The 21040-nt window shown below is 42.8% G+C and carries 18 protein-coding genes, 1 tRNA gene and 1 other RNA gene; 14 read left to right on the top strand and 6 right to left on the bottom strand.

Translation table 11 applies throughout. From position 1 onward, the window contains the following. Positions 1-241 precede the first annotated feature (241 nt). The gene (locus B151_RS0116580) at positions 242-790 is read left to right on the top strand and encodes a hypothetical protein (protein WP_020404772.1); all 549 of its coding nucleotides are present in this window, start codon (positions 242-244) and stop codon (positions 788-790) included. A gap of 72 nt (positions 791-862) precedes the next feature. Here the strand turns inward: B151_RS0116580 and B151_RS0116575 are convergent, their stop codons facing one another. Then, positions 863-1285 (bottom strand): VOC family protein, encoded by a 423-nt coding sequence (locus tag B151_RS0116575; protein ID WP_020404771.1) that lies wholly within the window; start codon positions 1283-1285, stop codon positions 863-865. 226 nt (positions 1286-1511) lie between these two features. On the opposite strand from B151_RS0116575, the gene B151_RS0116570 reads away from it, so the two are divergent. The 5 genes from B151_RS0116570 to B151_RS0116550 all read left to right on the top strand — a co-directional run bounded on the left by B151_RS0116570 (position 1512) and on the right by B151_RS0116550 (position 6131). Next, the gene (locus B151_RS0116570) at positions 1512-2438 is read left to right on the top strand and encodes a bile acid:sodium symporter family protein (protein ID WP_020404770.1); all 927 of its coding nucleotides are present in this window, start codon (positions 1512-1514) and stop codon (positions 2436-2438) included. After that, positions 2431-3696 (top strand): 1-acyl-sn-glycerol-3-phosphate acyltransferase, encoded by a 1266-nt coding sequence (locus B151_RS19780; protein ID WP_020404769.1) that lies wholly within the window; start codon positions 2431-2433, stop codon positions 3694-3696. Before B151_RS0116570 ends, B151_RS19780 begins: the two co-directional genes overlap by 8 nt. A 51-nt stretch (positions 3697-3747) precedes the next feature. Continuing rightward, positions 3748-4281: a superoxide dismutase family protein gene (locus tag B151_RS0116560; protein WP_020404768.1), complete on the top strand. Its 534-nt coding sequence runs from the start codon at positions 3748-3750 to the stop codon at positions 4279-4281. A 140-nt stretch (positions 4282-4421) separates the two neighbouring features. Further along, positions 4422-5699 (top strand): 4-hydroxy-3-methylbut-2-enyl diphosphate reductase, encoded by a 1278-nt coding sequence (locus B151_RS0116555; RefSeq protein ID WP_076734732.1) that lies wholly within the window; start codon positions 4422-4424, stop codon positions 5697-5699. 12 nt (positions 5700-5711) lie between these two features. Beyond that, positions 5712-6131, top strand: a complete 420-nt coding sequence (locus tag B151_RS0116550; RefSeq protein ID WP_020404766.1) for a secondary thiamine-phosphate synthase enzyme YjbQ — start codon at positions 5712-5714, stop codon at positions 6129-6131. Between the two features lie 2 nt (positions 6132-6133). On the opposite strand, the gene B151_RS0116545 is transcribed toward B151_RS0116550, so the two are convergent. Continuing rightward, entirely contained in the window at positions 6134-6709 is a 576-nt protein-coding gene (locus tag B151_RS0116545; RefSeq protein WP_020404765.1) for a DUF2179 domain-containing protein, read from the bottom strand. Positions 6710-6856: 147 nt separating this feature from the next. On the opposite strand from B151_RS0116545, the gene ffs reads away from it, so the two are divergent. Continuing rightward, positions 6857-6957: signal recognition particle sRNA small type (gene ffs, locus B151_RS19935), an RNA gene on the top strand. A gap of 80 nt (positions 6958-7037) precedes the next feature. Here the strand turns inward: ffs and B151_RS0116540 are convergent. From B151_RS0116540 to msrA, 3 genes are all read right to left on the bottom strand, one after another. Further along, positions 7038-7613, bottom strand: coding sequence for a DUF2911 domain-containing protein (locus tag B151_RS0116540; protein WP_020404764.1), 576 nt, complete (start codon positions 7611-7613; stop codon positions 7038-7040). Positions 7614-7631: 18 nt separating this feature from the next. Further along, a complete protein-coding gene (locus tag B151_RS0116535; protein WP_040517230.1) occupies positions 7632-8735 on the bottom strand; it encodes an amidohydrolase family protein in 1104 nt (367 codons plus the stop codon). Positions 8736-8839: 104 nt separating this feature from the next. Further along, complete coding sequence (gene msrA, locus B151_RS0116530; protein WP_020404762.1) at positions 8840-9463, bottom strand: peptide-methionine (S)-S-oxide reductase MsrA; 624 nt, start codon at positions 9461-9463, stop codon at positions 8840-8842. A gap of 120 nt (positions 9464-9583) precedes the next feature. Here msrA and B151_RS0116525 point away from each other — a divergent pair, with 120 nt between their 5' ends. Then, entirely contained in the window at positions 9584-11617 is a 2034-nt protein-coding gene (locus tag B151_RS0116525) for a glycoside hydrolase family 97 protein (RefSeq protein ID WP_026166718.1), read from the top strand. A gap of 24 nt (positions 11618-11641) precedes the next feature. Beyond that, a complete protein-coding gene (locus B151_RS0116520; protein ID WP_020404760.1) occupies positions 11642-12466 on the top strand; it encodes a creatininase family protein in 825 nt (274 codons plus the stop codon). Between the two features lie 130 nt (positions 12467-12596). Here the strand turns inward: B151_RS0116520 and B151_RS0116515 are convergent, their stop codons facing one another. Next, on the bottom strand, positions 12597-13502 hold the full coding sequence (locus B151_RS0116515; protein ID WP_020404759.1) for an OmpA family protein: 906 nt from the start codon (positions 13500-13502) through the stop codon (positions 12597-12599). Between the two features lie 148 nt (positions 13503-13650). Here B151_RS0116515 and B151_RS0116510 point away from each other — a divergent pair. The 5 genes from B151_RS0116510 (at position 13651) to B151_RS0116490 (ending at position 20859) form a co-directional block, all read left to right on the top strand. After that, positions 13651-13724, top strand: a tRNA-Ala gene (locus B151_RS0116510). A 164-nt stretch (positions 13725-13888) separates the two neighbouring features. Next, complete coding sequence (locus B151_RS0116505) at positions 13889-15097, top strand: hypothetical protein (protein ID WP_020404758.1); 1209 nt, start codon at positions 13889-13891, stop codon at positions 15095-15097. 10 nt (positions 15098-15107) lie between these two features. Next, a complete protein-coding gene (locus B151_RS0116500) occupies positions 15108-15854 on the top strand; it encodes a FecR domain-containing protein (protein WP_020404757.1) in 747 nt (248 codons plus the stop codon). Between the two features lie 53 nt (positions 15855-15907). After that, on the top strand, positions 15908-18676 hold the full coding sequence (locus tag B151_RS0116495) for a hypothetical protein (RefSeq protein WP_020404756.1): 2769 nt from the start codon (positions 15908-15910) through the stop codon (positions 18674-18676). 5 nt (positions 18677-18681) lie between these two features. After that, on the top strand, positions 18682-20859 hold the full coding sequence (locus B151_RS0116490) for a CHASE2 domain-containing protein (protein WP_157471108.1): 2178 nt from the start codon (positions 18682-18684) through the stop codon (positions 20857-20859). The last annotated feature ends 181 nt before the right edge of the window (positions 20860-21040 follow it).

The following is a 21040-nucleotide window of genomic DNA, read 5'->3' as shown; positions in this document are numbered from 1 at the left end:
CCTGATTTCTATGACGATGAGGAAAAAGTGAAAAAATTCTCATTAGAATATGACCAACTCAAGGCCGTCCTTACAGACCGATATTCGAAGTGGGAAGAATATCAGCAGCGACTGGAAATGATTGAAGAAGAGTTAAGCAGTGAGCAGTGAGCAGTGAGCAGTGAGCAGTGAGCAGTGAGCAGTGAGCAGTGAGCAGTGAGCAGTGAGCAGTGAGCAGTGAGCAGTGAGCAGAAAAATGATTATGAGAAATATTACTTACAAACTTTTTATTGGGATTTTTTTAATTCTTGTGGGCTGTTCTTCATCTGAGTCAATGGTCTCAGAATCGAATTCATTAAAAGAGAAATCTGGCGAAGAAGCTTCTGATCTTTCCAAACGTATTTTACTAAATATCAATGAAGCGGTTTATTTTGAATTCATGAAAATTGATACCACCTGGAATGGCTCCCTAACAACCTATACCTTAAACGAGGAAGGCGAAAAAGTGGTGGATCGTACTTTTATTTCAGCTCAGGATAGCTCCTGGAACGATTTTGGCGATTTTGTGAATTTCCTGAAGATCATGCATTTACCTCCGCAAAATAAAATTGAAGGCTGGGTTCCGGATTCCAGTGAGCTTCCCCGCCGCGTATACAGCTTTGAAGTTTTTACCGGCGATACCACCCGATCTTTTTCTTATCAGGATCCCATCAATGGCATTCGCGATTTCTGGCAGGCACAGAATGTACTTACGTTTGTGACCTTTGTTCAAAACGATCTGCGATGGGTGGAACCAGAGAACATCGAATAGCGAACATTTCAACATTGAATATCGAAGTATCCTCTCTACAACTCGCTCCTACGCTCTGCGTTGGAATGTAAACTACTTCGCGAAAATCTGATCTTTATTCTGAAAGGCTTTGAATTCCAGTGCATTTCCGGATGGATCAAGGAAAAACATCGTAGCCTGTTCGCCCGGCTCTCCCTTGAAGCGAATGTAGGGCTCTATCACAAATTCAATGCCTTCATTTTCCAGCTTTTCGGCGAGGGCTTTCCACTCATCCATTTCCAGGATCACCCCAAAATGTCGTACCGGCACGCCTTTTCCATCTACGGCATTCATAGCAGATTCTTTAGCCTCATCCGGACTAAGATGCGCTACTACCTGATGTCCCCACATGTTGAAATCGATCCAGGAATCAGAACTTCTTCCGGTTTCACAGCCTAATAAGTTGTGATAGAAATCATAGGCTTCTTCGAGGTCTTTTACAGGAAAAGCAAGGTGAAAGGGATTGATATTGCTCATGATGTTAATTTTAGATTCAAATAAATTTTGTTTAAAAGTAACGGATATGAGATTTAGAAACCACAGATCAATAAGGTGTTTTAATGTTAATGGGTTACGGTGTCACAGTATTGAGATCAAGCACTGAAACACCGAATCCTAAAATCCACCACTCGAGTATCTAAAACTTTTTGTATTCTTAGAGCGTTAATCAGTCGGCAAAATTTTCATCTAATTAAATGATCCTATGGGCGAATCCATAGACGCGCTACAATTAAACCTCGATAGCGGCGGGCTTCACATCATGAATGTCTCGCTTGCCATTATTATGTTTGGTGTGGCTTTGGAACTCACGATCAATGACTTCAAGAAAGTAGCCAAAAACCCTAAAGGAACTTTGGTTGGATTGGCTTCTCAGTTTTTTCTTTTACCCGCCCTTACCTATTTATTGGTCATTGTATTGGAACCCCATCCCAGTTTTGCTTTAGGCATGATGATGGTAGCAGCTTGTCCCGGTGGAAACATCTCGAATTTTTTCTCCCTGCTGGCTCGTGGAAATGCTGCCTTATCTGTTAGCATGACCGCTTTCGCAACACTCCTTTCCATTATAATGACACCTTTTAATTTTGCATTTTGGGCTAGTCTATACGGACCTACTAATGCCATCCTCACGGAAATTCACCTTAACCTTTTTGAAGTATTTCGGATCATCGTGCTGATTCTTGGAATTCCGTTAATTTTGGGAATGGCCCTTCGCCACTTCAAAGATGAGCTTTCCCAAACCATCTCTCCTTACATTAAAAACTTTGGAATCATCTTTTTTGCCGGCTTCGTGATCGTGGCATTCAGCATGAATTTTGACAACTTCATCAACTATGTACACTTGGTGATCGCAGTCGTATTTTTTCATAATGCCATTGCCTTAATGAGCGGATATGGGCTAGCTTATATTTTCAAACTCCCTCGCAAAGACCGAAAGTCTATTGCCATTGAAACGGGAATCCAGAATTCGGGTTTGGGTTTATTGCTGATTTTCAATTTCTTTGACGGCCTCGGAGGCATGGCTTTAGTAGCGGCATGGTGGGGTATCTGGCATATCGTAGCCGGACTCAGCATCGGTTGGTACTGGTCCATCGGAAAATCAACATTACAACGCGTCTTTAGCAATGCGTAAAAATCATCTTTGGTATCAAATGTTCCGGTTCCCAATTGTAAAAACCGGACTGAATTTTTTTTACAGGAAGATCGTGATCTCAGGCCGTGAGAAGATCCCAAATGACAAACCTGTTTTATTTGTCCCAAACCACCAGAACTCTTTCATGGATGCGCTGCACGTGGTTACAAATGTTCGGCCCTTTATTTACTTCCTCACCAGGGCCGAAGCATTCAGCTCAAAACCGATGGATTGGTTTCTTCGATCATTGAATATGCTGCCGGTTTATCGTGTTCGGGATGGATTCAGTTCCATTCAAAAAAACAATGCCATTTTTGAGCAGTGTATTGAATACATGCATCGCAACGATGCCATCCTTGTTTTTGCTGAAGCCAATCATAATTTAAAAAAGCGTATTCGTCCCTTAAGCAAAGGCTTCACACGAGTTGCTTTTGGAGGCGCGGATTCTTCAAATTGGGAGCTTGATATTCAGATCATTCCGGTAGGCATCAATTATACCGAACATCAGAGATCACAGAATACTGTTCAGGTTTTTTATGGTGATCCGATCCCGGTTCATAAATACAGAGCGCTTTTTGAGGAAGATGAGAATGCGGCGGCTCAGCAAATGAAAGAGGATGTTTCGGAAGCTATGAAGCAACTGGTTTTCCATGTGGAGGAGCTTGATGAATATCCCGTTCAGGAAATTTTGTGGAATGACCTGGAGCCTGAGGAACACGTTCTAACACATCCGGAAATTGTAAATCCCCGCATCGAAAAGACCAAAAAGCACATCACTCCGGAGCTGATCGAAGAGGCCAACGAAGTTAAGAAGCTGGAGAAAAAGCACGATCTTTCACTTAGAGATTTTGCCGTTTCAAGAGGACTTTCATTCAAAGAATTTCTGCTGTTTCCTTTCTATATGTTTTCCTATTTCAACAACCTGATTCCCTATCAGCCGGTTAAATATCTTACTTCAAATATCATCAAAGATCGCGCATTTGTGGCTTCCATTAAGTTTCTGACCGGACTTTTTGCCCTGCCTATCTTTTATATCTTGGTCAGCTCGGTTCTCTACTTCACCGGTGTGGATAGTTTGTGGATCTGGGGATATGCTTTATTGAGCATCAGCACAGCCCCATTATTTCCCCGTGGAAAAGAGTTGTTTGCTCCTGATAAAATCAAAGAATTTCAGCGCGCTCACCCCGACGATTTCAACCAAATTGTCGATATCTTAGCCGCCTTCCAAAAATTGCGCGACAAAATTTTAAGTGAATGAAGCGCAATCTCTTAGTGTTAAGCAATCAAACTTTAACCAAAAATAAAATTTATGAAGTCGTACATAGCATTATTCGCTATTCTTTTTGCATTTACTGCATGCACACAAACCGTAGAGAAAGAAGTTGTAGAAACCGAATTTGAACACGATGTACTCGTAGCTACTGTCATGCCGGTAGGTGATAGCGGTGTTGCCGGTTCCGTTACTTTTACTGAAGATGAGAACGGAGTGGCAGTACAGGGGAGTTTCACCGGACTTGAATCGGGTAAGCACGGCTTTCACATCCATGAATTTGGCGATTGCCGGGCAGACGATGGCACCAGCGCGGGTGGACATTTTAATCCTGCAGGAAACGAACACGGTGCTCCAACTGATATGGAACGCCATATGGGCGACCTTGGTAACATAGAGGCCAACCAGGATGGCATGGCCATGGTTGATTATGTAGATGAAACCGTGAGCCTGGAACAAATTCTTGGCCGTGGAATCATCATTCATGCAGGGGAAGATGACCTGACCTCTCAACCTACCGGAGCTGCCGGAAGTAGGGTTGCATGCGGGGTGATCGGTATTGCGCAGAAGTAATTCTCATTAGAGGCACAGCCTTCAGAAATCTGAACCTTTGAGACTGTTTTCACAGTTTCAGCGCAATAATAAACCGGCTCTAAAAAGCTCTCTTTTGGATAAAAAAGTGAGTATTTTTGAGTCGGTTTTTTAGTTCAACCATTTATCACAAATCATCTCGAGTTTTGGCACGCAAGAAATTTGATATTCCAAAAATGTACCAGTCTCCCATTATCCGAAAAGTGAAGGAGGCTACTAAAATTATCGATCCGATGAAGAAGGATCTCGAGCCCTCTCTGCTCGATTTTGGGCCGGTACAATTTTACATTCCCCGTTTTTTTGGATTTTGTTATGGTGTGGAAAATGCTATCGACATAGCTTATCGAACCGTGAGTGAAAACCCGGAAAAAAATATTTACCTGCTCAGTGAGATGATCCACAATCCCACCGTAAATGAAGACTTGCTGAATCGTGGGGTAAAGTTTCTGTTTGATACCGATGGAACCGAGCGGATTTCCATATCTTCACTTTCGGAAGATGATATTGTGATCGTACCCGCTTTCGGAACTACGCTTGAAATTCAGGAACAGTTGAAAGAAGTAGGTATTGACCCTTATCAGTATAACACCACCTGTCCATTTGTAGAGAAAGTATGGAAACGTGGAAAACAGCTCGGTAAAAAGGATTACAGTCTTGTGGTACACGGGAAACATCGACATGAAGAAACCCGCGCTACTTTTTCACACAGCGCTGATCACTCAGAAGTTGTCGTTGTTTTGAATCCTGAAGAAGCCCGGATACTGGCAGATATTATGACTGAGGATCGCCCGCTTTCGGATTTCGAGAAATATTTTGGCCATAAATCCACCGAAGGCTTCAACCCTCTGGAAGATATGGAACGGTTTGGGGTGATCAACCAAACCACGATGCTAGCTACCGAAACCCAACGCGTGATGGAAATATTGCGCGACGCTGCCATCAAACGATTTGGAGAGGCCAACATCCTCGATCACTTTGCTGATACTTCTGATACGCTTTGCTACGCCACCAACGAAAATCAGTCAGCTACACTCGCTTTAGCAGAAACCGACGCTGATATCGCAATTGTTGTTGGCGGATATAATTCATCCAATACCATGCACCTGGTTGAAATACTGGAGCATCAGTTTCCCACTTTTCATGTAAGAGACAAATCAGAACTTTCGGCTGAAAGAATTCATCATTTTGATCAATGGGATAAGGAAATGAAGGAAACGCAAGATTGGCTTCCCACTGAAAAGCAACCTGTAAAGATCGCTCTGACATCCGGTGCTTCCTGTCCGGATATTTTGGTAGATGAAGTTCTTCTTCAGGTTCTTGAGTATTTCGATGAAACCAAAGAAGTGGATGAGATCATTGCACCATTTGAAGAAAAGTTAGAAGCAGAAGCGGTTAAATAAATCAACAAACACATGTGGTTCCAGAAAGAGATCCGGCTTGTTCCAAAATCTCGCGGATATCATATCATCACCCAAGAGATCCTAAAAGAGATCCCTGAGATCAGTAAAATCTCAACAGGTTTAGCACATATTTTTATCCAGCATACCAGTGCTGCCTTAACGATCAATGAGAATGCGGATCCTTCCGTCCGGCATGATTTTGAATCACATTTTAATCGTGCCGTTCCGGAAGATACTTCGTTGTACGAGCACACGCTGGAGGGAACCGACGATATGACTTCTCACATCAAAAGCTCGCTTCTTGGATCATCTGTCACCATTCCCATCACAGATGGAAGTTTTAACCTCGGAACCTGGCAAGGGGTGTATTTGTGCGAGCACCGAAACCATGGCGGTTCAAGAAAAATAGTCGTTACGTTGCAGGGAGAGTAAGATCAAACTCCTTTTCTGATCCTCAATAACCGGTCAACAGGGCTTCGATCATTCGGGCTCACCAGGTGATCATGATGTTTGTTGGAGTATTTTACATCCTCTGTAGAGAAAAATGCTTCCGGATCTATCTCCTTCACGATCGCAAAAACCTTATTCAGTTTCTTTCTTTTTAGCACCGTAAAGATCAACTTTACATTATTGTATCCCCCTTTCGCATCAATGCTTGTGATGGCAACGCCGGCTTCTTTAAGTGCCTCGATCAGTTCTTCTGATTTACTCAATGTGATGATACGAACCAACACAGTACCTACTTTCATCTTATCCTCAATATAAAGTCCGATAAACGTCCCGGCTGAAAATCCGGCTGCATAAGCTACATAATTGATCCAGTGATCAAGATTTGAGAGAAGCTGAGCCACTACAATCACCCAAATCAGTACTTCAAAAAAGCCGAGTAAAGCCGATTGTAATTTATATCCACGGGATACCATGGTGATGCGCAATGTACCTAACGACACGTCTGCAATTCGTGCAAAGAAGATCATGACCGGCATCAAAATAGAAGAAAGTTCAAACATATCATTTTTTTTGGAGTGAGCCGTTTAAGATAAGAAGTTTGCAGCTCTCTTTAAGAATCGAATAAATGAATTCAATACAATGAAACAGAATTTAATCTCAAAATTTGCTTGATAGTGGAGGGTAAAGAGCCTTATCTTTAAAGCCTTGGGCAAGTCCTATACAGCCAGCTCCCTTTGAACTCCGTCAGGGCAGGAATGCAGCAGCGGTAATTTGGTCGTAGCGGCGTGATATAGGTCGCTTGCCCATTTTTTATTTCCAAAATTTTTTCTACAAAAAAAGCCCTTCGGTATTCACCGCAGGGCTTTATGATTGCGTTATTCTTTTCTCTTATTTCACAGAAACCGGCACAGCCACTTTTGTGGATCCCCAGTGTAGATTCAAGTGAGCCATATCCTCAGACAGGGTATCAAAATAAACCGTAAACCACTCCATCATTGGAGTATCATTGGAAACAGCCGCCGCCATTACCCGAACTTCATCCTGAGATTCATCATATGTGAAGGCACCCCATGTGGGTCGTCCATCGGTCATCAACTGATTATTCAGGATAATGGTCCAGGAATCTTCTCCCGGAATAGTGAAAAGTAAATAGGTTCCGGCTTCCACTGCTTCCCCACCAAAGTTCACATCTTCAGTGAAAGTGATTGTTGTAGCTTCATTTGCCCCGGTTCTCCATACAGATCCTGCAGGCGCAAGCTGGGCTCCTTTTTCAAAATAAGTTCGTCCTTTAATAGCAGGCCGCCCATATGTTACCGTTGCCACAGTAGTGCCAATAGTTTGGCTAACTGATGCATTTGGACTTACCCTTGGTTCGCTATTTCCGCGTTCCTGAGCAGTTGCCGACTGAATTCCGACAAAAACGGCCAGAACCAGAGTGAGTGATACGTATAGTTGTTTTTTCATTGTACCTTTTAATTTAGGTTAGTTGGTTTCAAACAAAGACTCATCAATGCCCGGTAAAATTTTAAGGGCATTTTTATAATATACTTTTTCTAACACCTCATCCGGCAAATTCAATCCGTACATTTTCCAAAATGCATGTCTTTTTCTGAAATAATCAAAATATTCATCGTCGCTTTCCAATACCCGAAAGTATGTATGAAATTCCACGGGCCGGTAAGTGTCTTTCCCAAATAAAATACGGTCCTGATATTTGATAAAGAATTCCTGAGCAAAACGTGGTTGTCGGCCCAGTTCTGCAATAACAGCTGCAAACTCAGTATATACGTTAGGAAATTCATCCAGGTGAGCTCCAAGCCGGGCCAGGTCGTTCGCCATCCAGCCGAAATGTGCATTTATAAACGTAGTTTCAGGATGCTTTTTAAATACGTTCCACTGTTCCTGCATAACTACTTCCCAACTGGGATAACGCGAAGAATCTCCCCGATGCCGGTCAGGAAATTGCTTCATTTCTAACCAACGTTCGTTCTTCTCATCTATGGGTGCCCAAAATACTGCAGGCTCTCCGGTATGAATGAGTACCGGCATACCTAATTCACCGGCTTTGGCCCAAACCGGATCAATTCTCGGATCATCAGTAGGCACTCTGTTTCCTTTAGAATCCAAAACCGTTAATCCAAGATTCTTGAAGATCTTAAGTCCGCGTGCACCGTTTTGGTAGTCTTCCTCAAGCTGAGCGACCGTCTTTTCCGTCCATCCGGGCTTATCAATATTGTCAAAATCGATGTTAGCGAATACAATGAACCGGCCCGGAGCTTGTTTCTCTGCCGCTTTCACCATCGCTTTTAGTGTTTCTCCGGAACCTCCGCTTAAATTCACCAGAACTTTCATATTCAAGCGGTTCATTTCCCCGGCAACCTGCTTCAGATCCATGGAAGCCATTCGCCATAAATGGCTGTGCATATCCACAAAAGGATATTTGGCTTCTGTTATTCTTTCACCGGGCACCACCAGGGTGGAAACCGGCTCATATTCTTCGAAAGTCATCGTTGTATCCTGATCTTGTGCAATAAGACCTTGTATCAACAATAATGATAGCGTGAAAGTCAGAAAGCTCTTTTTCATTCTCATTTCATAAATTTTAAAACAAATTAAAGTACTGATGCTAAATCAAATAAAAAAAGCCCTGTGCTATTTTACACAAGGCTTTAGTCCTAATACGAAAAAGTTCAGAATTTAGGATTGTCCTTAAGCATATAGCTGAATTCTTTTTTGAACTTGGCTACTTTCGGAGCAATCACAATGGAGCAATATCCTGCATTGGGATTATTCTCAAAATAATTCTGATGATAATTTTCGGCTACATAATAATTTTCAAGCGGCTCGATCATGGTTACAATCGGATCTTCCCATAAGTCAGACTCATCAGTTTTCTTTAATGATTTCTCGGCGATCTCTTTTTGTTCCTGATTATGATAGAATATCACCGACCGATATTGAGGTCCTACGTCATTTCCCTGCCGATTCAATGTGGTGGGATTATGGGTATGCCAAAGCACTTCCAACAATTCCTCATAAGAAACAACCTCCGGATCATAGTGAATTCTTGCTACTTCAGCGTGTCCAGTCTTACCGGAAGTCACTTCTTTGTAGGAAGGGTTTTCTACATGTCCGCCCGAATAGCCGGCTTCAACATGTTCCACGCCTTCCACTAATTCATAAATTGCTTCCACGCACCAGAAACAGCCTGCGCCAAATGTTGCTTTCTCCAAATTCTTCTCCGATTGTTGTGCAAATAGGTTAATTGATCCAAGACTTATAATAAGTCCGAATATCGAGATAAATTTAATCATTGTATTATCTTTTATTGTTCAGAAGTTCAACAAATAAGTTACTTGTTTTCGTTTCTTTCGGAAGATTTAAGAAGCTTCATTACCTTTCTGTTTTCAATCACTTTTAATAAATACTTTTTTATGAGACTGCAAAATCCACTTCTTATTGCTCTCCTTTCTTTGTTAATGATTACGTGTTCTTCCAGGCAACGGATTGGAGAGATGAATTATGTTGATGTTTTTGATTCTCCCAATGGGTTGTCTGAGCTGACCGTTGAGGTTAAAGAAGGCGTTCTTTTTTATCAATTTCGTTATAACGGAAAGGAAATGATCACTCCATCACGACTGGGGATGATCTTTAAAGATGCAGATCTAAGTGAAGGGTTAACGCTTGATTATATTGCAAAATCTGGAGTTAACGAAACATGGACTCAGCCCTGGGGAGAGCAAAAAGAGATCCGAAATTACTATTCTGAAGCCCGGCTTTACTTCACAAAAAATGAAACCGAAGAACAGATGAATATCACTTTCAGAGTATTTGATGATGGCCTTGGTTTCAGGTATGAGTGGCCTCAACAAGAAAAGTTGCAGGATTTTGTTATCACGGATGAAACAACCGAGTTTAACCTTTCAGGTGATCACACCGGTTGGTGGATCGGGGCTTATCAACTAAACAGGTATGAGCATCTTTTTAACGAAACGCCGGTTTCTGAAATTGATACGGTGCATACGCCCTTCACCATGAAAACAAATGATGGCACGCATCTCTCTATCCATGAAGCAGCTCTCACTGATTTTGCCAGTATGACGCTCGCCAACAATGGCAATAACTCCCTTGAAGTGGACCTTGTACCCTGGAAAAACGGAGATAAGGTTCGCGGTTCCGCTCCGCATAAATCCCCTTGGAGAACCATCGCATTTGGTGAAAGTGCGGGAGATCTAATGACCAATTATCTGGTCTTGAATCTTAATGAACCCAGTAAAATTGAAGATACTTCATGGATCAAAACCGGGAAGTACACCGGGATTTGGTGGGATATGCACCTTGGAACCAAAACCTGGGGCTCCGGGGAAAATCACGGAGCGACTACGGAATACACCAAAGAGCTTATGGATTTTACCGCAAAACATGGCTTCTATGGGGTATTAGTGGAAGGATGGAATACAGGTTGGGATGGCGATTGGGCCGAAAATTCTGATCTGTTCAGTTTTACAGAATCTTACCCTGATTTTGACCTTCAGGAAGTTACAAGCTACGGTGATTCTTTGGGAGTTAAGTTGATCGGACATCATGAAACTTCAACAGGGATCTCAAATTATGAAGACCAGGTAGACGATGCTTTTGACCTTTATAACCAAGTGGGAGTTGAAGCAGTTAAAACCGGATACGTAGGCGATTTTGTGGAAGGAGGTGAATGGCATCACGGCCAATTCATGGTGCGCCATTATCGGGATATTTTGAAGAAAGCCGCCGAACATAAGATCATGTTGAATGTGCATGAACCGATCAAAGATACCGGAATCAGAAGAACCTGGCCGAATATGATGACCCGGGAAGGTGCCCGAGGACAGGAATATAATGCCTGGTCGGTGGATGGTGGAAATCCAACAGATCATACAACCATTGTTCCCTTCACCCGGGGATTGGTAAGCCCATTTGATTATACTCCCGGCGTATTCAATCTGTTACTGAACGACAAACCTGGAAACCCAAACAACAATCGGGTAAGACATACCCTGGCACATGAATTAGCCCTTTATGTAGTGATTTATAGTCCACTTCAGATGGTTTCTGATCTGCCTAAAAACCTGGAAGCCCGTCCTGATGCTTTTGAATGGATCAAGGCCGTTCCTACCGATTGGGAAACCACGGTAGTTCCAATAGCTGAAATCGGAGATTATGCTGTTGTGGCCCGAAAAGACCGAAACACAGAGAACTGGTATTTGGGAGGAATAACAAACGAAGAAAGCCGAGAACTGGAAATGAAACTGGATTTTCTATCTCCTGATCAAGAATACACCGCTCGTATCTGGGCTGATGGAGATGATGCCCATTGGGAATCAAATCCTTATCCCCTTTCAATAAGAACTCAATTAGTAAATTCCCAAACAACGATCGCGCTGGAACTTGCAGCCGGCGGAGGCGTTGCCATTCAGTTCACTCCAAACAAGTAATTTCAAAATATTCATACTTAAACTATGCTACGTTTTATTAGTTACCTGATCTTTTTGTTGATATTTTCTGCTAATATTTATGCGCAAAAAACACCAACTACCCGGGAAATGAATTTGATCAACTGGATGGAGTTTGATGAATTTGTTCCTGAGAAAATTGAGACTGTGCTATTACCTACAGGCACTCTTGAGCCTCATGGAGTAATCCCAAATGGTTCGGATAACCTTGCCCCTGAAGCTATGGCCAAAGCATTAGCTGAAGACTTAAATGCCATGATAGCCCCCACTTTGAACTATGGCATGACGGGTTCGCTTGCTGCCTATCCAGGGGCTTTTGCTATGAGTGAGGATACTTACAGAGCTTTTGTTGGGGAGATCCTGAAAGGACTTCATAAAAATAAATTTAAAAATATCATTATCCTGAATGGCCATGGTGGAGGCCAAACCGCTGTTCTTCAAAGTCTTGCTGCTGAATTATCCAATAGGTTGAAAGTCAGGATTATGGTGATCAATTGGTGGAGCCTGGCCTCAGAAGACACTTTTACTGTATTTCAGGAGAATGGCGGTCATGCCGGTAATAATGAAACAGCTTATATGCAGGCTGTCACTCCGGAGCACATACACCCTGAGCGTTATAGCGGTCCCGAAATGACCACTGCTTATCCAAGTGGAAGTTCCTGGGCTGCTTACCCATTTCCTTCTTCAATCGGTTTATATGAACCCGGACAGGGACACCCTGTTTTTGATCAGGAACAAGCAGAAGAATATTTCTCAAAAGTAAACGACCGTGTGGGCAGCTTAATTAAGGAAGTGATAAAAAAATGGGATATGGCAAAACTTTACAGATGACAGCGTAATGATAGCTTGAAGGATTTTCCGATAAAAATTAATAGCTGCATTTCTAAAAAAATGAAGAGTATAAAAAAAGCCTGCTTCAAATTAATGAAGCAGGCTTTTTAATTTTTGTCATCCGACAACCTTAGTTACCGGGAGCGTATTTCAAAGTGCTGATCGGGTGAGATTCTGCACGGCGGTTACGCTGGCAACCCGGGGTATCGGTATCTTTTTCAGCTTCAGTACATTCTACCGGAGCTTTACCTTTACCTTCAGATTCGATGCGATCTTCAGAAATTCCGTTTTCAACATAGAAATCAACAACGGAAGTTGCACGACGCAAGCTCAAACGTAAGTTATATTGATCTCCACCAACATGGTCAGTGTAAGCATCAATACGAACACGGAAAGCCGGAGCATCTTTAAGAACTTCAACATTGTTCATCAGAGCTTCTTCAGCATCACTGCGAATGTTTGAGCGATCGAAGTCGAAATATACGGTCTCCAGTGAACCTTCATCTAAATACACAGGGTCGCTGCTATCGCTTGGATTCGTACCCATGTCAAGCTCTTGAGAGTCTGTAAATCCATCACCATCAGAATCTGCATTATTTGGATCGGTTTCATGAGTCATGATTTCATCATAATCATTCAGCCCGTCTCCATCAGAGTCTGCACTATTTGGATCGGTATTATATTCATTTACTTCGTCTCCATCGGTGAGTCCGTCACCATCAGAGTCAGAGTTGTTTGGGTCGCTGTTGTAAGAATTTACTTCGTCTCCGTCAGATAGTCCGTCACCGTCGGTATCGGGGTTCATCGGGTCAGTTTCATATTCATTGATTTCTTCAGCATCGGTAAGACCGTCGCCATCAGAATCTGCTGAATTTGCGTCAGTACCTAATTCTGCCTCTTGGGCATCAGTAAGTCCGTCGCCATCGCTATCAACAGGTTCTTCAACAGCTGGTTCTGAACTGCTACATCCATATTGAACCACGGTACCACCTACTAAGAAAAGTGAAAGAACGAGAAGATGGATAATTCGTTTCATATTAAGATTTCTCCAGTTGGATTATTTTAGGGGTTAAATACTTATTGTTTTGCTTGAAAATAATGATACTACTGAGTGTATCAAAAGAAAAAAATCTAAAATATCATTAGCATAATTTTAACACTAAGGGTATCTTTGGCGTCCTCAAGGGGCTATAGCTCAGCTGGCTAGAGCGCTTCGCTGGCAGCGAAGAGGTCCGGGGTTCGAATCCCCGTAGCTCCACAAAAGCCTGTTCTTACTAAGAATAAGGCTTTTTTTATTTATTCAAGGGTACAAAATTCTCATCGAATTGTCATTTTTATAAACATTAGACTTCATCATGATTGCTTGTTTGTATGCTCCTTATACTTTACAATTACCAAACATAATCAAAAACGGGAGTTACAATGTTTGAGAGATTTTTAAAATCACTAACTATTGTTCTCATACTTTTTATCGGTAATGTTGTTCCTAATAAATTAGTTCAGGCACAAGAACTTAATATTACCGTGGAACCAAGTGCTATTTTAGCAGATGCTGAAATTCTCAGCCTCACTGAGCTGGGCGTGAACACTGACGGCAGCGGACCGGTCCTGGTCTCAGTCATTATTGAAAATTTATCTGATCAAAAAGCTGAAAACCTTTTTCTCGAGATCGTTGTAAGTTCCGGAAAAGAAGGAACCATTCTTGAATACACGCAAGATAGTGACCGGCCTTTCTCTCTAAGACCCTTTCAATCGGTATACATCACTAATAATGATGTTGCCAACGAGATTTTCCCTGGAATAGAGGAATCCATTGGGTTTGATGGCGGGCTTACTCCTCAGGGAGAAGATTTGATCGGCGAATTATCCGGTTCAACCTCTCTTCCTCAGGATGTTTATTCTTTAGAAGTAACTATCTTCACTTTCAGTGATGCAAGGGGTCGGCAAAATTTGGCTACAGGCATAGCTGAAATTGGAGGCAGCAGTACCGGGGCCAAAGCGGTAATAGAAGACAGTGAGATCATCCCGCGTACCCCGGGCGATGCCATTGGATCAGAATCAATGATCACAAATCCGTATCCTCAATTCTCCTGGGAAGGAAGCACCAACATCTCTTACCGGCTAATTGTAGTGGAAGATAATGGTCAGGACAGTCCCGAATCTCTTCTACAAAGTGCCAAGAGCTCTTCTCCTTTGAGCGAGGGAGGCTCTCTGTTGGAATTTGAGAATTTAGACTCTTTTGTGGAAGGAACCAGTTTTCAATATCCATCTTCCGGAGTACAGCCGCTTGAACGGGGAAAAACCTATTATTGGCAGGTTTCTGCCCTTAAACAATCCAGTTCCGATCGCAGTGAAGTTCTTTCTGAAGCATGGAGTTTTACTCTAAATGATCCGACGGACCAATCTTCCTCCGGTTCACCTAATGAAAATGTGACTATTTCCGAAGAGGTAAGAACTGCTCTCATTGAACTGATAGGACAAGAATCTTTCGAACAAATACAGGAGCGCGGGTTTACGCTCGAATCCATCGAATATGACGGACAGCAGTTTACCGGACCTTCCGCTGCTTTAAAGCTGGAAGAATTGTTGCAAAAGATCAGAGACGAAAAGATCGTCATTCAAGGAAATTAGAGGTATCGCCATGAAAACTTCATTCAAATATTTATACAGTATCATTTTTTTAATTGCAGGAATGGGACTTGTTTCCTCAGAATTTCCCACAAAAAAAGCTGACCGCCCTCTTGCAATTGTAAAGCACTTTAAGCCAGAAGTGGAACTCACCAATTTGGAAGCTGAAAAAAACCTGATGCTTGATCCTAAAGAGAATGTAGGAGAACAATTATTCAGCGGTGATTCCCTGATTACATATGAGGATGGATTTGCGTTGGTTGTATTTATGGACCGTAGTGTTGCCAAAGTAAAACCAAGCTCCATGCTAATATTGCGAGGCGAAGTAGGCACTGCTACGAAAGAAATGTCTACCCGAATCAACCTAAACAAAGGAGAAGTGTTCCTGGAAGTTCAGCCTCAGGGCGGAAATGATTTTGAGGTTTCAACCAACCGTTCATTGGCATCTGTAAAAGGCACTGAGTTTGGAAACCGGGCAGATGGCTTTATCTGGGTACAAGAAGGACAAGTTGATGTTACTGCTTTAAATTCCGGTCAAACGGTATCACTTTTTGAAAAGATGTACGCACAAGTTGATGAACAAGGCAACAATATCAATTCGGGAACTCTTTCAGAAGACGAGCTCGAAAATCTCGATGAAGGATATGAAGAGATGGGGCAAAATGATCTGATCCAGAAAGAGATCATTCTTCGCTTCCGAGACCAAAACGGTCAAATACGTGAAGTTAAGGTCGATGTGTATGAGGAAAATAATAATTAAGCCACAGTTCATGGCCGGTTAGGTTCAGTTAAGATTAACTTTAATTTTAGTCTATGGAAGGGGTCACCATTAGGGTATCTTTATCGCTTTTTTTTCTGCTAATTTCAGGTTCAGCCTTTGCTCAATATACCATTCAGCATCAGCCTCCTGTAGCCTTAGAACGCGGAAAAGTGAACACCGTTACATTTAATGTACCGGGCATTTCAGAATCAGATTATCAACAGGCTGTTTTATATTACAGGTATGGCGGCGGCTTGAGTTACCAGCAGCAGGAGGTCCAATTCCAGGGAGGTGCTTTCCGGGCCGTTCTTTATCCTGAAGACAACGGAGCAAACACCTTAGAATACTATTTTGAGATCACTCTGAACTCCGGTGAGGGCCTGTATTTCCCAAGAAACTTATCTTCCGAGAATCCGGTGGAAGTAGAAATCGTAGATCAATTAGACCAACAGGTTGAGCAAAAAGAAAAACTTAAAGGAATCGACTATACTATTCTTTCGCCTGACCCGGGAACCGGGGTAGCCCAGGAGAACTCCATCATCGCAATCGCCTTGTTCTATGATTTCAACTCCCTTCCTGAAGGAGAATTCAAGCTTTTGATCGACGGAATTGATGTTACCGGTGAAGCTGACACAAGCGCATATTATATTTCTTACGTTCCGGACGGCTTATCAAGGGGACAACATACCATCACTTTGGACTATGAAACTGCTGAGAAAACTTTTGCCGTTACCGACTGGGACTTTGCCGTAGTTGCTCCGGGGCAAGCCTCTTTTCAAGGCTTTGGCCCTTCTAACATTCCTCAGGGCAGCGTTGAGCTTACAGCCCGGAACCAGGTAATTGCCCAAGACATCAACAATGCTTACACCGGCAGAGCCCGGATATCAGGACAGTATGGTGATTTCCGGTACTCAGCACATGGATTTTTAACCTCGCAGGAAGATCCCCGCCTTCAACCACAGAACAGATATGGTATTGACCTCAGGTTCCGGGATATTTGGAATTTAGAAGCCGGACACGTGTATCCAAACATGAGTCCTTTTACCATTTCCGGAAGAAGAATCCATGGCATTCATTCTACACTGAATTTGCTTAATGAGAATCTGAATTTTCAGTTCATGTACGGGGAAATTGAGCGCGGTATCACCAACTTATACGACAGCCTTATTGTGGAGAATGTCGTCATTGGCGCAGATTCTGTAGTAGACAAAAACTATTATTTAACCTATCAGGATGGAGGACGGGGCGGATTCCAGCGAAGGATCACCGGAGGGCGCATCAGTTTTGGTAATGAAGATGCTTTCCAGGTTGGCTTCCATGCCCTTAAAATCCAGGATGACACTACTTCCATCTTCAATGTCAGGAATTATACCGATCTTGCGGGATCGAACCTTTCTCTCCGGAATAATTTAGCGCCGCAGGACTATGACTCCCTGATCGCCAACCCTGATCAACTTACTATCCGTTCCGGAACGGTTCGCCCAAAAGGTAATGTAGTGGCCGGTGGAGATCTGAAATTTGCTTTGGATCAGAGCAGGATACGTTTTCAATCTGAAGCGGCAATAAGTGCGGTCAACAATAATATTTATGATGGCCCGCTTACCGTAGAGCGAGCTTCAGACCTTGGCTTCGATATTGACCAAAGTACTTCGGATCTGTTGCAACAGATATCATGGCTCATCATTGTGAACGAAAACATGAATGTGCTGCCGCTTAATATTTCAGAAAATGACGGTGAATTTTCTGCTGAACCGTTCTTCCCGACCAGCCTTTTAGCCGGCAACAGTGAACTTTCATTTCGCTATCCTAATAACAGTTTTCGAGTTCAGTATCGCTGGATAGGGCCAAATTTTAATTCATTGGCCAACTCAACCATTCGAAAAGATATAGCCGGGTTTACCCTTACCGATCGCGTTAACCTATTCTCTAACCGGCTATATGTTACACTTGGGTACGAAAGCCTGACTGATAATGTAGCCAACACCCGCGATGCTACAACAAACACTTCTTCGTATCGGTCAAGCGTAAGCTGGTACCCTGTTGACAGAGACTTGCCTCGCATCAGCTTTGGTTTCAGGTACCGATCAAGAGATAATGGAATAGAGCGACAAAACTACTTGCTCAGTGACGATCTTGTGAATGCAGCTGTTAGAAACATTCGACAGGAGCAGCGTACCGTTAATGGCCAGGATACACTGATCACCCTTGTGACGCCCACACCGCGCCGGAATAATACACTCAATTTCAATTCATCCATCACCCAGCAATTTAACCTCTTTAACGCCCGAAATGATATTTCGCTTAATTATACCAGCCTGAAAACCAAGGATGAGGTTTTCGCGTTCGGTGATATCACCAGTACGGCTATTTCCCTTAATCTGACATCGCGCTTCTCCAATTCTCCCCTTGAAACACAAATCGGATACACTTACAATAACACGCAATCAGGTGGCGGGCAAAGCGATATCAAGATTTCCGGGATGTATGTTGGAGGACAAATGTATTTTATGGATAACTCACTGAGCATCAATGGTCGTTTAGCTTATACCAGTAATGAAACCGAATCCCGGGGTTTTGACATTTGTGACTCATCCGGGTGCAGCAGTGAACAAACCACAAACAATGATCCAAATGACGACTATTTTGTTCTCTTGGACACTCCAGCAACCCGGTCATTTGGAACGTATGTATTACAAGCCGGCGCCCGCTATAACATTTCTGGTAATCACGCCCTTATCTTTGACGCAAACCTTACCAACGTCACCAATCAAAACATACAGAATGACCGCATTGTACAGTTGCGCTATGTTTACAGCTTTTGATTGAGATGGCAAAACCGCGAAAGAAATCCCTTAGAATAGCTATCCTATTTGCCATTGCTGCCGGTGGATTTATCCTTTCTTTTCTGTTGATGTTCCTCCGGCCGGTGCAAAATCTGCAGCTTAAGCATACAGATCAGCTGTTTGAATACCGTGGCCCTTTGGATGTCTCTGACTCCCCCATCGTTTTAGTGGCCATTAGCCAACAAGCCGACGATGAGATTCCTCATAAATACCCTTGGCCTACCGATATTTATGCCCGGCTGGTACACAACCTTAATAAAGCGGGCGCTAAGGTAATCGCTTTTGATGTCATTTTCGATAATCCCGACGATGAGAATCCAAAAAACGACACCTTATTTGCTGAAGCCATGCAAAAATATGGCAACGTACTTTTAGCCGGAGATATTCAGCGTTTAGAAAGAACGGTGTCCAATACGTATGCTGATAATTATTCCCCCATGTTCCCCACCCCGGTCTTGAACAATGGCAATCCCAATCGTGTAGCATTGGTACAAGTGCACCCCGACCTGGATGGAGCAGTGCGAACATACCGCTTTGGCCAGCATTATTTGGAAAAGAATTATTACAGGCTTGGTCTCGAGATCATCCGCCAATATGGTGACATTTCTTATGCATCTGTAGATCCTATCGAACTCAATAGTAACCCCTACTTCCAGTTGGGCCCTTACCGCATCCTAAAAGACCGTCCAAATTCCTTTTTTATTAATTATTATGGACCGGAAGGCACCTTCCCTGAAATTTCCCTGGAAGAAGTGATTGACGATTCAAGCTATACTACGGTTTTTGAATCGGAGTTAGGCACCGATGTAAATACCTTCGATGATCCGATTATTGGCCACTTGAGCCAAGAGACATTTAAAGATAAGATCGTGATCGTTGGTGCGACTATGCCCCTATTGAAAGATTTTTATGCTACGCCTTTTGCAAACCAGGGCAACAATGCCCGCCCGGGATATCAGGTTCATGCCCATGCTATTCAAACTATTTTAGACGGAAATTATATTTCAAGATTCAGCGGATGGTATACACTGCTCATCATGTTCTTGTTTTGTTTCCTGATTGCTATGATCACCCACTTCTTAACGGCAAACTGGGGAATTATCTTCTCGATCCTGGCAGGTAGCGGAATATATAGTTTAAGTTTTTGGGCTTTCCTGAACTACAACACGATCATGGTAATTACAGGTCCTTTATTAGCGATCATTATTACACAGATTGGGATGGTTAGCTATGAGTATTATTTAGAACTGAAGGAAAAAAGACGTATTAAAGGGATGTTCTCTTCCTACGTATCTCCTGAACTGGTTAATCAAATGGTTGAGTCGGGTGAGGAACCGCAGTTAGGAGGAGAAGAAACTTACATGACTGCTTTTTTCAGTGACATTGTTTCCTTCTCCACTTTTTCAGAACAGCTTGAAGCCAAGGAATTAGTGAAGCTGATCAATGAATACCTCACGGCAATGACCAATATCCTGAACGACCGTGGTGGAACACTTGACAAGTACATTGGCGATGCCATTGTCTCGTTCTTTGGGTCACCGGTTTATTTAGCTGACCATGCATATCAGGCTTGTGTTGCTTCGCAACTTATGCACCGCGAGTTATACGAGCTCAGGAAGAAGTGGGAGAAGGACGGATGGCCCGACATTGTCGTAAACATGCAGCACCGGATCGGGATGAATACCGGCAATATGGTTACCGGAAATATGGGTTCTGCCCGCCGCTTTAACTATACCATGATGGGCGATAATGTAAATCTTGCAGCCCGTTGTGAAAGTGGGGCTAAACAGTATGGTGTGTTCACCATGGTTACTGAATCCACAAAACAAGAGGCTCAAAAATACGGGGATGAATGTGTTTTCAGATTGCTTGATAATATCGTAGTAAAAGGAAAGACCAAGCCCGTTAAAGTGTATGAGATCGTTGGTTTACAAGATGATATTTCTGAGCAAACGCAGGAATGTATTGCTTTGTATGAAGAAGGCATGGAACATTATTTTACTCAAAATTGGGACACAGCTCTTCAAAAATTTCACGCCTCAAAAAAACTGGAACGGTATGAAATAAATCCATCCGGGATTTTTATTGAACGTACAGAATTGATGAAATCAGATCCGCCGGAAAAAGACTGGAATGGCGTTTTTATCATGAAAAGCAAATAGAGAAAAAAATTCCCCCGCAAAATAGTCTTCGTTTCTTCCATCCCGAGCGAAAGCGGGACAGGCTTCCCATCCCTCCTTTCTTTATCAAAAAAAACCATCAATCGGAATGAAGGATGGTTTAGGTAGTTAATGCGGAGAGGGAGGGATTCCCCGCAAAATAGTCTTCGTTTCTTCCATCCCG

It is taken from the genome of Gracilimonas tropica DSM 19535, from assembly GCF_000375425.1.
In the GTDB taxonomy this organism is placed as follows: Bacteria; Bacteroidota; Rhodothermia; order Balneolales; family Balneolaceae; genus Gracilimonas; species Gracilimonas tropica.
This window is presented reverse-complemented; position numbering and strand designations above follow the sequence as displayed.